Source organism: Vibrio sp. LaRot3 (genome assembly GCF_027587025.1).
Lineage (GTDB): Bacteria > Pseudomonadota > Gammaproteobacteria > Enterobacterales > Vibrionaceae > Vibrio.
Map to the genome: position 1 here is coordinate 691,605 of NZ_JAPPTI010000001.1, position 13,322 is coordinate 704,926.

General features: G+C 44.1%; 9 protein-coding genes. 7 read left to right on the forward strand and 2 right to left on the reverse strand.

The window, feature by feature from the left end; genetic code table 11:
* The first annotated feature begins 8 nt into the window (after positions 1-8).
* Positions 9-8,444 carry a two-partner secretion domain-containing protein gene (locus tag OH461_RS03275; protein ID WP_270019197.1) on the forward strand — a complete coding sequence of 2,812 codons (8,436 nt, stop codon included), beginning with the start codon at positions 9-11 and terminating at the stop codon, positions 8,442-8,444.
* A gap of 1,111 nt (positions 8,445-9,555) precedes the next feature.
* On the opposite strand, the gene OH461_RS03280 is transcribed toward OH461_RS03275, so the two are convergent.
* On the reverse strand, positions 9,556-9,906 hold the full coding sequence (locus OH461_RS03280; protein WP_270019198.1) for a rhodanese-like domain-containing protein: 351 nt from the start codon (positions 9,904-9,906) through the stop codon (positions 9,556-9,558).
* A 57-nt stretch (positions 9,907-9,963) separates the two neighbouring features.
* Positions 9,964-10,563 (reverse strand): imm11 family protein, encoded by a 600-nt coding sequence (locus OH461_RS03285; protein WP_270019199.1) that lies wholly within the window; start codon positions 10,561-10,563, stop codon positions 9,964-9,966.
* Between the two features lie 197 nt (positions 10,564-10,760).
* Here OH461_RS03285 and OH461_RS03290 point away from each other — a divergent pair, with 197 nt between their 5' ends.
* The 6 genes from OH461_RS03290 (at position 10,761) to OH461_RS03315 (ending at position 13,116) form a co-directional block, all read left to right on the forward strand.
* Entirely contained in the window at positions 10,761-11,096 is a 336-nt protein-coding gene (locus OH461_RS03290; RefSeq protein WP_270019200.1) for a hypothetical protein, read from the forward strand.
* Between the two features lie 43 nt (positions 11,097-11,139).
* A complete protein-coding gene (locus OH461_RS03295; RefSeq protein WP_270019201.1) occupies positions 11,140-11,523 on the forward strand; it encodes a hypothetical protein in 384 nt (127 codons plus the stop codon).
* A gap of 71 nt (positions 11,524-11,594) precedes the next feature.
* Positions 11,595-12,068, forward strand: a complete 474-nt coding sequence (locus OH461_RS03300) for a hypothetical protein (RefSeq protein ID WP_270019202.1) — start codon at positions 11,595-11,597, stop codon at positions 12,066-12,068.
* A gap of 12 nt (positions 12,069-12,080) precedes the next feature.
* Complete coding sequence (locus tag OH461_RS03305; protein ID WP_270019203.1) at positions 12,081-12,452, forward strand: hypothetical protein; 372 nt, start codon at positions 12,081-12,083, stop codon at positions 12,450-12,452.
* Positions 12,449-12,739 carry a hypothetical protein gene (locus OH461_RS03310; protein ID WP_270019204.1) on the forward strand — a complete coding sequence of 97 codons (291 nt, stop codon included), beginning with the start codon at positions 12,449-12,451 and terminating at the stop codon, positions 12,737-12,739. Before OH461_RS03305 ends, OH461_RS03310 begins: the two co-directional genes overlap by 4 nt.
* A gap of 2 nt (positions 12,740-12,741) precedes the next feature.
* Positions 12,742-13,116, forward strand: a complete 375-nt coding sequence (locus tag OH461_RS03315) for a hypothetical protein (RefSeq protein WP_270019205.1) — start codon at positions 12,742-12,744, stop codon at positions 13,114-13,116.
* Positions 13,117-13,322 lie beyond the last annotated feature (206 nt).

Consider the following 13,322-nt stretch of genomic DNA (forward strand, 5'->3'; position numbering starts at 1 on the left):
GCGACGTTATGGCTAAGCATATAACTTCATTAAATCGCATTTTCATTTATTCGGTCTTGTATGTATTTAATATGCAACCGGTTATGGCAAATGTAGTTGCTCATGATACCAATACGATTGTCACGAAAGCACCGAATGGGGTCGATGTTGTCAATATTGCGCAGCCAAACCAAAAAGGTCTGTCTCACAACAAGTTCGATAAATATAACGTTGATAAAAGTGGCCTGATTCTTAATAACTCAGTTGACCAGTTTGCCGTTTCTGAGTTAGGTGGTGTGGTGGAAGCCAACGGTCAACTGCAAGGCCGCGCCGCGGATGTGATATTAAACGAAGTCGTTAAAGCCAATCGAAGCCAGTTAGAGGGCTATACGGAAGTACTGGGCCAGCAAGCTAACGTTATAATTGCTAACTCGTATGGTATTACTTGTGATGGTTGTGGTTTTATCAATACACCGCGCGTGTCTTTAGTAACTGGTAAGCCAGAGTTTGCTGCGGGCCAAGTGTCTGGCTTTGATGTTTCCCAAGGCAGTGTTGTAGTGCAGGGACAAGGATTAGATGCGAGCCGTCAAAGTTACTTTGACATTATTGCGCATACCGCAAAAGTGACTGCCGATATTCACGCTCAAGACTTAGCCATTGTGGTAGGTAACAACCGAGTTAAATACCAAACCAATCAAGTCGAGCAACGCACTCCAACGGATGAACAAGCCACACCAACGGTAGCGATTGATACAGCGTCACTGGGTGGTATGTATGCCGGACGTATCACGTTGGTTTCAACGCAAGAGGGGGTTGGAGTCAATGTTGGTAACTTAGCGACGTCGCAGGGTGACTTGACCATCAACGCGGCGGGGCAAGTAGTACTGGGGAAAGTTAAATCTGAACAAGATATTCAAGTAGCCAGCGGGCAAGCAATTAAGGCGCACGATCTGCAGCTTGCCAAAGGTAAGGCCAACTTCCAAGCCGATGATATTGCCTTTGAAGAGACAAAAGTTGCGGCAGAACAAGGTGTAGCGATAACGGCGGCACGTTTGCAGGTGAATAGCAGTGAGATACATGCGGGTACAGAAAACCCAACGGACTCAATCGCGAATCTGAACGTCAGTGTTGACCAGTTACATGTGGCAAGTTCGGTCGTCAGTGCGGAAGACACGCTGGTGATTCAAGCCCAAAATCTAGCCTCGGATGCGCAGAGCCAGATCAGTGCTGATAACATTACCATTGAGCAACTGAATCAGCTAACGAACGACGGTAAGCTAAGTGCCAAAAACACCTTGCTCGTGCAAGGTGAGCAATTGTCTATCACAGGCAGCGGCAGTATTGCAGCGGATACGGCGGAGTTGAACGGTAATCAGCAGTTACAGGTCGATAGTCAACTGGTCACCAAGACTAAGTTAACACTCAAAACACAAGGTGAGTTGCAAACAGGTGCCCATGCCGACTTAACGAGTCATGAGCAAGCGCAAGTAAATGCGCAGCGCTTGGTGCATTCAGGCAAACTGGTTGCTCAGCAAACTCAAGTTGACGCCGATGAACTCGAACTTACATCATCGAGTAAGTTGAGTGCGAATGATGCACTGGATGTTCAGTCCGACACTATCACCAATACTGGCCAGCTTTCTGCTGGTCAGCAAGTGCGTTTAACGGGTACTCGCTTGGTTAACCGTGGCTCAATAGAAAGCCAACAAGATATCGTGATAAACCATGCAACAGTCGATAACCATAGTGAGATTAAGGCAGCGCATGATATCGCACTACAAGCTAGCCAAGTTACCCAAACGGGCCAGTTAGAGGCGGGCAATCAAATTGAACTGACAGCCAGCGGTAAGGTGGACAACCAAGGCAAAGTGATAGCTGGTCAGCAATTGGCTTTGCAAGCTAACGCATTGGTAAACAGCGGAGAGTTATCTAGCCAAGACGTGCGAGTGGTGGCAAGCAACCTGCACAACCAAGCGACCGGTTTAATTACAGGCAGTCAAAGCACTGTATTACAAGTTGGGGAGGTGCATAACGAAGGCACCTTGCAAGCACTGAATGATTTGGGCTTAACAGTTAACAACTTGAACAACGTCGGGGCATTGATTGCGCTGAATGATATGACGGTGGAGGCCAATAGCAAGTTAACTAACTCTGGGGTGATTTATGCAGGGCGTGATGGCGCGCTGTATGCGCTAGATACGTTGTCGAATCAGCAGGGTGATATACTGACTGGGCGAGACTTGGTAATAGCGGGTGATGCAGAGGGTAAACGTAGTCAGCGGGTAGAAAATGTCTCTGGTTCGATAGAAGCGGGTGCGGGATTAAGTATCGCGGCTGAGCATATAGAGAACAAGCGTCTAGCGGTGAGTTCTTCTTCTAGCACTCAAACGCACAGTTCAGTTCCTAGCGCTATCAAGCTCTCGGTAAACTTGAAAAGTGGAGGTTGTAGACCTGCTCATGGTAGTGGGGGGTTAGACGGGGGAGCTGAAGACCAACAAATATGCTCCTATACATATGATGCAAAAACCGCAACGAAGCACTATAAAACAGAAATAGTACGAGCTATTGTTCAGGGAGATCCTGCAAAACTGTTAGCCAATGGCAGTTTATTGATCAATGCTCAAAATCTAGACAATCAAGCCTCTTTAATTGCGGCGAACAGTGATGCTGTCATTAATGTAAATTCGTTAAACAATGAAGGTTATGTTGACAAAATTGTAAAGAGCTATGCTCGTTACCAGTCAAATTCAGGCTCGTATATCGAGCATACCTCATTTGGTGCGTCTGATAAAACGACAGAAGTTACCGCAAGACTTTCTGGTACCAACACTTCAACCACAACTAATGGTTCATACTCCTCAACCATTAAAGCCGCGGGCAATTTGCAAATTAATGCGAGTAATCAAGTTAATAACTCGGTGTTAACTGGAAATGCTGGCAAATACGCTACTGATGCAACGACTCAACAACCGAAGCAGCACACGGCGGCCACCATCGATCGGGATGGTATAGAGTTACCCGGCCAAAACAGCGTGGCTTTCCCTGAGTATAAAATCCCGAGCGCGCCAAATGGACTGTTTGTCATCAGCGATAAACCGGAAGGTCGCTACCTCATAGAGACCAATCCTCACTTGAGTGATATTGGCAACTTCTTAGGTTCAGATTACTTCTTAAGCAAAATAGATTTTGACCCTGAAAAAGACGTGACGTTTTTGGGCGATGCGTTTTACGACACCCGAGTGATCACCCAAGCTATTTTTGAGCAAACGGGTCAGCGTTACCTCAATGACGCGGTAGGCAATGATCTCGAGCAGATGCAGCATTTGATCGATAATGCCGCGCAGGTCAGTGGTGATTTGAAGTTGAGCTTTGGTGTGGGCCTTACTGAGCAGCAAATTGCCAACTTAACGTCTGATATCGTGTGGTGGGAAGAGATTGAAGTCGACGGTAAAACCGTGTTGGCACCAAAGCTTTATCTAGCGAAAACCACTCGCGATAACGTAACCAACGGAGCACTGATTGCGGGCAAGCAAGTCGATATTAACGCGGGTAATGTTGTTAACCAACATGCACAAATTCAAGCAAACAACGGGTTAAATATTGTCAGCGCGCAAGAGATAGTCAATGACAATGGCAGTTTAACCAGCCATGGTTCGCTGACGCTTCAAGCGCAGCAAGATATCAAAAACATTGGTGGCGACATTCGTGGCCAAGATGTGAAACTGGTCAGCGAGTCGGGTTCAGTGATTAACCAAACCGTGGTTGAGCAACAGGTGTTGTTTGATGGGCAAAACTACGGCATGCATGAAAAAGTGGTGAACACTTTAGTGGGTAATAACGCGGGCATTGTTGCCTCGGGTACTTTAGCCATAGATGCAGGTCAAAACATTATCAACGATTCAGCAACAATTGCGTCGCAAGGCGATGCTGCACTGATTGCGGGTAATGATATTCAGTTTGACTCTAAAGCGGTGGTTACCGAGATTCAGGGTAAAACGCGCTTTGGTCATCAACATGAAAAATCGGTCGAGCATCTGCAAGGTCAGGTGAGCAGTGGCGGCAAATTGTCCATGATTGCGGACGGGGATATCCGAGCTAAAGCCACACAAATAGCGGCTAGTGATGACGTGCTACTTTCGGCAGATAATGTCACGATAGAGACAGCATTGAATGAAGAATACTTAGCAAGCCAAGATGGACGCACGCAGGATAAGAGCCACAGCAAACGTCATCAAGGCTCCAGCATTGCGGGTAATAATGTCACCATTGATGCATCGGGGGATGTGAAACTTATTGGTTCGTCGGTGGAGGCAAGTAATGACATTGCTATCGCCGCGAAAGGTGATGTTGATGTGCTGGCCGTGAACGACAGTGACTACCGTTATCACCAATCGACTAATAAAAAGTCGTTTGGTCGTTCATCGACCACGACCAAAGAAAGCTACCACGAGACTGTTAACAGCGCTGATTTGTCAGGCAATAACATTTCAATATCCGCAAATCGAATTAAAGGCAAACAACTGGCGGGTGGGGATAGTGACATCACTTTGGTGGGCGCTAACCTCAATGCAGAGCAAAGCGTTAACCTCAATGCCGATGGCGACATTGTGTTAGCAGCGCAGCAATACAAACAGTTCGACCGTGAGCAAACGGTGAAAAAAGGTTTTGCTGGTCTAAGTGGTAGTGATAAAGGCAGTGTGAGAGAGGCGACCTTACTCGACAGTGCTAACGTTATTACCGGAGCCGACGTTAATTTCAACTCGGGTAACGACATTGGGGTGATTGCCAGCAATGTCGTGTCGGGGGGCAACGTAAACCTTGAAGCGTTAGACCAAGTGTTACTCAGCGCAGGAGAAGAGCTTAAGAAAGCCCAAGAGTGGAGTGAGAAAACCAGTTTCTTAACGGGCGGCAGTCTGTTTGAAATGGAGAAAAAGCGTAGCGGAGTGCAAGAGCAAACCGCAAAAGCGAGCACTATTCAAGCGGCGGGTAACCTGACGGTTGACACGGGTTCAGTTAAAGTGGTGGGCTCGCAACTGGAAGCGGGTGAGAACATTGATTTGTCTGCGGACACGGGCAGTGTAGAGATCTTGACCGCGAAAGAATCGCGTGAAGAGTTCTCCAGTGAAGAGACCTTAAAAGTCAAACTCAATGCGGACGTGTTGACGGGGCTAAGTGTCGAAAATGGCCAAGTGAAATACACCATTGGTGAAGCAACCTACGACAAAGTCGATGAGCAAAGCCAAAGCCAGACAAATAAAGGCAGCCAACTTCTGGCTGGCAATAACCTAACCATCGATGCCGAATCAAACATCTTAGTCGAAGGCTCTGAGTTGCATGCCAATGCAGATCAATCAGGTCAGGGCGACATGTCACTGGCGGCGAAAGACAACGTCACGATTAAAGAAGCGAAAGACACTCACGCGAGCCAAACAGAAGAGGTTCATGGCAAAGCGGAAGTGAGCTTGGTCGTCAAGCACCAAGCCGTCGAGTTGGCTAAGTCAGCACAAGCGCTCAAAGATTCTAAAGACAAATTGGAAAAAGCCAATAGCGATTACAAGCAGTATAAAAAACAAATCACCGAGTTAGAAACGACGCTGGCGACGTTGAAGCAAGAGTTTGCTGATAAGGCGCCGGGTGTATCCCGTGATGACATTATTGAACTGGAATCATTGATTGGTGAAGTGAAAAGTGATGAAGCGTGGTTCATCGCTGATATAACCATGGCGACGGCAGATGTCGCCTCTAAAACTACAGCGCTAATTAAACAGTCGGCAGCAACTTATCAAAGCGCGTCTACTTATGGTTTTAATGCTGGATTAAACATCGATTTAGAAGCCAGCAAAACCAACAGTTCAAGCGAACATACCTCTTCGCTGGCGTCTAATTTAAGTGGTCAAAATGTCACCATAAGATCAGGTAATAACGACAACAACACACTAACAGTCCAGGGTTCGAATGTTAGCGCAGAGCAAGCACTCGCGTTGAGTGGTAACGAAGTGAACATTTTGGCTTCGCAAGATACCAGTCGTAATGAGACGGATTCGAAATCGGGTTCGGTGAATATCTCGATGTCGATTCACGAATCGACGTTTGGTGGACCAAGTATTAATGCGAGCTTTAATGAAAACAAGCAACGCTCTAACTCAACCACTCACACCAACAGTCAACTAAATGGTGACCAAGTAACGATAAGTTCCATGCAAGATACCAACATAAAAGGTGGTAACGTGTACGGTGACAGCTCGACGCAACTCACTGTGGGTGGTGATCTGAATCTGGCTTCAGTCCAAGACAATCACAATGCCAATAACAAAGGCCAAGGTTTTAGCGCAGGTATCAGTACTGATGCTGGCAATGTGGTCGGTGGTAACGGTGGTGTGAACTTCTCGAAAGGTCGCAGCCGAACCACGGAAACCGTGGTCAGTAGTATTACGTCCAACGGTGAACTGGAGATCGATGTAGCCGGCAATACTGATATTACTGGGGCTAAAATTGCCGCATTAGATGAGCAGGGTAATGATAGCGGTCAGCTGAAATTAAGTACAGGTTCGCTTACCTTTGCAGACCTAAGCAACAGCCATTATGAGCAAAGCAAAAATGGCGGCCTGAGCACGAATTTTTCGGTGGTAAATGAGCCAAGTAAGCCGGGTGAGAACGCTGGGGAAACGCCAAGTAAGTCGCTAGATTTTACCAACTCGACCACGTCAGTACAGTACGCCAACAACAGTAATATCAGCAAGAGCAAAACTTTGGCCACAGTGGGTCAAGGTCAGCTTGAGATAGGTGACAAACAAAGCGATATCGAACGTCTAAATCGTGATGTCACTAATACTGAAAAAGAGTTGTATAGCGTTAATCGTCAGCAAGGCAATATTGATGCGACCTTAGACCACCGTATTGTAACTGAGGAAGGCCGAGCTGGAATTAAGGAAGATATAAAACGCACCGACTTGGGCAATAAATCGTTGTTGGACGTGTTAACGGAAGATTCAGTGACACTCGATGACACGTTTGAGCACATAGATGTAGTGCAAAAAGAGTTTGATGTACTCAAACAAGTTGCACTAACGAACCCCGAAGCGGCACAGATACTGAATAACCTTGATTCAGCAGACCCTGAAGCTAAGCAGTATGCGGCGGAGGTATATGTTCAAACATATGCGCAAGTGATGGGGATCACTATTGAAGAGGCTCGTGTTGTCGCATTTAGTGACACAGCAAAGGGTAACCATATCGCTCAAGGTGATAAGACTATCGTTGAATTGAACGATGCCGAAACAACCAATGGTGGCGATGCTTCGAATACTTTAATTCACGAAGGTACACATGCAGCGATTAGTCAAGGTAGGATTGGTGAAAAAGGAGAATATGAAGAGCAGTATGCTGGTTTAGTCGGTAACTATGCAGAGGATTCCTTTAAGTTTGTTTTGGAAAATTATGGGCTTGGTGAATATAAGTCTGGTGATGTAAACCAACATATCGGCAATGACAGTTCGCCATTGATCTGGTTAAACAATGTCAACTCGGCCATTCAACACAACACACCGGGAGTGACTGTGGACAATCGGTTCTTAAGTAAACGTGAATATGAGCTAGCCAATACGCTAGCAGCTGAGAGCAATGGAAAATATACAGCGGAAGAAATTCGAAATGCAATGCGTCATACCAAAGCTCAGGAAAGTGAGAAGTATGATTCAGGTGTTTCTCCCTACTTTGTAGATACTTCTAAAGTAGACGATAAGAGTTTCGTTGATACCAGCGAGGGTAAATTGATCGTAGCACAAGACGGAACAGGAAAAGGTCGTTACATTGTTCAGGATATAAGGTCGATTCCTTTAGATGAGTCAGCGAAGCAGTATTTGCTCGATCAAGATCTAGGCTTTAGTTTCTTTGACGTTCCAGAAACGAAAGTGATTGAGATTGAATTCTTAACAGGCAATCCGATAAATTCCCAGAATGGTACATACCAAGTATCACACATCATTGATGGAAAATCCTACGTGGTAGATTATCACTCATGTGCTACTCCAGAGTGTGTGGCGACTAATAGTAATATGGTGAAAAATGCTGCCAGTGAAGCGTTCATAGATGCAACTAGTGCTAAGGCATTGGATGATGCATCTACTTTGGCAAATGGAGCCTTATTGTTAACCCCGTATGGTACTGCGAGTAACGTCAGACATGTTCAACATCTCGATAAGATTAAAGTTGTCGGAGAAGTTTTGAATCAGGGGACTAGTTTTGGTAGTGCATACTTGAATGGAGAAATTGGTAAATTTGTTACCGAAGAAGCTTTTTCTAGAACGTTGGGTAAAATGTTGGTAGAGACGCTTGGGAAGGGTAAAGGAGAAAAGGTAAATGTTTATATTGATACCTTGGGTATTGGAGATATAGGCGAAGTTCTGCCTGAAGATAAAGCTATAGAAGAAGAGTTTAAATCATATGTTCAAGGTGCTACAGAATAAGGTCTTATGGCCAAACAAATATTTAGGTGAAAAGTCAAGATTATTGATAGTATTTACCCTCATTGGCTTTATATTGTTCAGGGCTGTAGAGCATTGGGGGGCTTTCAGCACAATTAAAGTGTCACACTTTCTGGCTCTTTATATGACCCTAGTTGTCAGAAGCTTTTTATATGATAAAGAACTTCCAATTGGAACTATTTCATTTGAGTTTGAACCAATGAATGCTAGTAAACAGCTTTCTAGACTGATAATAACATCACTTAGCTTACTGGTTTACTATTTTTGCCTGTAAACACAAATGAATGATCTAATATGGCCTAAAAAATGTGTAAGCACAGCAGTAAGAATTACACTATTCAGCCTGATTGTTATTGCATGGGTAAGCGCAATAGTCTTTAGCATTAAAACGATTAATGAAGTTTCTGCGCCTCAACTAATTTTTGTATATCTGATATTTTTAGTTTGGTGTTTTCTAAACAATAGAACTATGCCGGTAGGAGCGATATTAGTTAGATACGAAGTGAGTAGTGAAGGAACACAATTTACCAGATTTATAAGCTTTGTAATTTGTGTTGTTGTTCTCTTCTATTGCCTGTTCCAACCGTTGATCTAGCATTTCGGAGCTGAGGAGATATATAGTCCTCTCTCTCCACCAAAAACATCAACCTCCAGTGATGTTAGCTACGGGGAAATATTATCATACCCTGGGGTGTTGAGACTGTGAATTAGGGTGTTTCGGGCCCGGGCAGGAATTAATTTAACGGTTAGGGTATGATTATGTGGGGTATTCGTAGCGAGATTGTTATTCAGATACCAGAGCTGAAAGAAGAAATTTGGTCCATTACAGGATCAGGCACGTGATAGTCCACATCAGTCTGAATGAAGCTATCTACCCCAGTCACCAGAGTAAATTTCAGGGTTAGACCCAATTAAGTTGGTTATAGAAAAGTACCGTACTTTGACCGTAGCTGTCTAATTCTGAAACGAAAAGCTTACCTTACCTATGCTCAAAAGTAAAATTACGTATCAATGGATTAAATATAAGATTTATGTGCTTTCGTAAGTATACTGCATCAATATGTACGCGCACCTTCTAAAGTGATCGAACCTCTTATTCTTCGCTACTCAGCATCTCTTGATAACCACCCGCATTGTAAAGGTTGGTGAAGCCTTGCTTTGTTAAGTAATCATATGCTTGACCAGAGCGGTTGCCGCTGCGGCAGTACAGCACGATAAGTGTATTTTTATTAATGTTGGCAAAGTGTTTGTCGAGGTCAGACAAAGGGTAGTTGAGCGCATTTTTAAGATGGCCTTGCTCGAACTCTTGTGGCGTTCTGACATCTACAAGGAGTGCTCCTTGTTCAATGAGTTGCCAGCCTTGTTCTGCTCTCGGCGTTGCTTGAACAATAGTAGATAGCAGCGCAAAACTGATGACCGCAGCAGAAAGTAGTTTATTTAGCATTTCTATTTACCTAAGTTTATTTAGTTTGAACTTTTAAATTGTAGTCACTCTTATTGCTTATTCGTCTTCGTATTCATCGCCAAATTGATAGTCACTGACTCGGATAAATCTAAGATTTGGCGCTAGCGGTTCAATTTGCTGTTTAAGCTTCTCATGAATAAACAGAGGGCTTAGATCGCATCCGCCCATTTTAAAGATTAGGCGCTGATCTTCGTCGATTTTATCGAGCACGTTTGCATCCAATCGATATTGATAGACGCGGGGCTCATCGTCTTCGTCATCGCACTCCTTGTAGTCAGATGTTTCTCTATCCCAACAATCGAGGTCTTGGTACATGTTGAGTAGCAAAAATGGCTGTTGAGTATTCTCTCCTTTGTATTCAACCGTCGCAGGGAATAATTGACCGCCATAGATGTGTTGTTCTAATTGGGCTTTAAATGACTCGGTAAATAATAAGCTAGGGGTGCAGAATAGGTTACTGGTTTCGCTAAGGGCGAGACGGGACTTCGCGTTGAAATGAACGGCACCATCTTCAAGGTTTAGTTTACGAAAGTGAAAACGTCGCAGTGCAGTTTGCTCGGTAGGGATGACTTGCCAAGGCTCGGTGTTATCGGAGTAATTGCCGTGCATGATGTAGTAATTGTTGTTGTAACTCATAGGGGTTGCATCATTGATTATTTTTTTATGAGTTTATCATGAGCGATATCCGGTTTATTGAGTAGCAACGTTTTTGAATGGGCTGAACATCACATTATTCAATTATCTGGCTACCTACGTGGATGGCAATAGTGCAATTGATTGAAATAACTCAGCTTTTCATGTCCAATATGCTCTGGTTTTGATAGGGGGCAAGTATGGAAACGTTGCCAAAATGGTTGGCGAAAAAGTTTCAGTTTTTCGCCAGTAAATCGATTCTATTTCTGTGGCTAATGCTGATCGGCTGTGTGTTTGCCATGGCAGTTGTGCTCGCATTGATCGCGCCTTTTGGTGATTATTGGGCATTGGTGTTAGTGGCGTTGTTCATGGTCTGCCTAGTGGGATTAATGTGCAGTAAGTTCTATTACCAGCGTTGCTATTTAACGGGTGAATTGGTTAAACACAGTAAAGGAATGAAAATCGCTTTTCTTGCTAATGTGTATCTATTTTTAGCAATGACAATGGCATTGTTGTTATTACCGTTATTGCTATGAATGTGGGGAAAGATAGAGGTATACCGTCATTAAGGAACGAAAATTGAAAATTAATTGGTTAAGCCTTGGCTTATTGCTCATCACTGGACAAGTCCTTGCAAGCTCGGATCTATCAGGCGAATACAAACGCTACCGAGGTGATCAATTAGATGAACATGGCGCTGTTTTTGACATTACTCGTCAGCCTAATGGTCACTATTTGATTTCAGGTTCTGCGGTATGGGTGGGGAACGCACAAACAGGCCAAGTAAATATTGGTGATGTTTATGGCGAATACCCTCTGAAAGGCAATCAAATCCATTTTCAAAATGATGAATGCCAGTTCGTCATGACCTTTGCGGGCGATGAAATCATCGTCACTGATGACCTTGTAAGCTGTGGCGGAATGAATGTTACCTTCAATGGTACTTATAAGAAAAATCAATAATCTAATTCAAAATCGAGTTGTTGGAGTGCATCTGTTTCGCGCCCCAATTTAACTTAAAGGTACTATCTATTATGCTTAAATCTCTTGTTCTGCCTGCGATACTAATCTCTAGTTCTGTTCAAGCAACTGACCTACAAGGGTGCTTTTCTACTGAAGATTTGATTACTAGCTTTAGTGATGGTCAGTCTGAAATGAAACAGTCTTATATAAATATTGTAAAGCAGGGTGATGACTACCTAGTCGATGCGTTGCTGTGGGGAGCGAATTATCACATTTGTGGAGTCGGCGACCCAACTGAAGGCGCTGACCCAGCGCCACTCAAAATGCGTAAAGTTGGTGATAAATTAGTCTATGAGAAGCAAGAGCCAGAATACGATATTAGCTGTAAGTTAGAGCTCAGTGTGCAAGACGGAAAGGTGAAAATCATCGATGAGAACTACCACTGCGGGCAATACATTTTCTCTTGTGGTGCGCGGGTAGGTTTACACAACGTTGAGTTGCCTTCTACGCCCAATCAATGTCATTCAAGTAATGCGTCCAACTAAGAAGGGAATGTTATGAATAAAGTGGGCTACGCAGTGTATTGGCTTGGCTGTGGTTATGTATTGTCACATCTCTTTCTAATGCACGATTGGATGCAGTTCTTTGACGGTTTCTCGTTGCTCTGTACCTTAGTACCTGCGGTTGCTGCCTTGGCAATTGCAGGTGAAGGAATAACGCAACGGTTTAAGCTATCGGCCAAAATCATGTGGGTCAGTGCCACTCTTACATTTGTCTATGGGGCAGTTTTGACATTAAGTCATTATCCATTTGATGCGGATGGATTTGTTATGGGGTTGTCTGTTGCCATATTGCCGTTTTTCTATGCGCTTGTTTTAACTCTACTGGTTGCGCCTTTGGTGTTTAAAGCTGAGGGGAGTAATCAATGAAACATTTGAGCATTATCGCTTTATTGATTTTGTTCAGTTCACACTCTATCGCTCAAGAGAGCAGCTTTGAGGGCAAAAGCTATTTAGAAGTAAAGCGACAATTAGTTTCTGATGGTTGGACCGTTGCTGAAGATAAAGCGAACACAAATGCTAAAACGCTTCCAGAAGTAGACTGCGGCAGCGGGCTGGATTCTATTTGCTCGGCTGCGTTTACCAAAAACGGTCAGCATCTCGCTTTAGCGCTTGAATCGAAAGGTGGTCAGTTAATAGTCATAGGAGAGTACTGAGTATGAAACGAAAGTGGGTATTGAGTACCGCGTTTTTGCTTACCGCAATTAGTAATATGTCGTTCTTTCCGAGTGCAAGTGCGGAGACTTTAGAAACCAAGAGTTACATTGTCACAGTGAATGTGCAGTGTGAGGAAGGTGAGGTGACGTGTGAAAACGTGCTTTACTCGGGGGAGTCAAAAATCTCAGGCAATAAAATTGAGTTGGTCGGTAAGACAGTGCATTCCATATGCGCAGATGGTGTAACCCCGTGTATGTTTCGTGGTTACTCTTTTAAAAATGGTGACGTGAATTATTTTGTTTCTGTCTTCGGTGATTTGGAAGTGTGGGATGCCAAAGGGAACGTGTTGGTTGATGAATCCGGCGAGTGGCAATAAGTATGGCAACAAGTGGTTGGCTGATTTCCGAAGCGTACTTTAAGCGAGACGAAATTAAAGGGATAAAGCGTAAAGCCGAAAGCCTTATTACTCTTCGACAAGCTCAATTCTCGCTTCTGTGACCAATTTTACTTCCAAAACGTTTTATAACATCCATAATGGCCACTCTATAACGTGTTGTTTTGAAAGCAATACGTGTACATGAA

Coding starts and splice junctions, on each gene's coding strand:
- OH461_RS03290 (WP_270019200.1), top strand. CDS start 10,761: ATGGAAACGTTGCCAAAATGGTTGGCGAAAAAGTTTCAGTTTTTCGCC.
- OH461_RS03305 (WP_270019203.1), top strand. CDS start 12,081: ATGAATAAAGTGGGCTACGCAGTGTATTGGCTTGGCTGTGGTTATGTA.
- OH461_RS03275 (WP_270019197.1), top strand. CDS start 9: ATGGCTAAGCATATAACTTCATTAAATCGCATTTTCATTTATTCGGTC.
- OH461_RS03300 (WP_270019202.1), top strand. CDS start 11,595: ATGCTTAAATCTCTTGTTCTGCCTGCGATACTAATCTCTAGTTCTGTT.
- OH461_RS03280 (WP_270019198.1), bottom strand. CDS start 9,906: ATGCTAAATAAACTACTTTCTGCTGCGGTCATCAGTTTTGCGCTGCTA.
- OH461_RS03285 (WP_270019199.1), bottom strand. CDS start 10,563: ATGAGTTACAACAACAATTACTACATCATGCACGGCAATTACTCCGAT.
- OH461_RS03310 (WP_270019204.1), top strand. CDS start 12,449: ATGAAACATTTGAGCATTATCGCTTTATTGATTTTGTTCAGTTCACAC.
- OH461_RS03315 (WP_270019205.1), top strand. CDS start 12,742: ATGAAACGAAAGTGGGTATTGAGTACCGCGTTTTTGCTTACCGCAATT.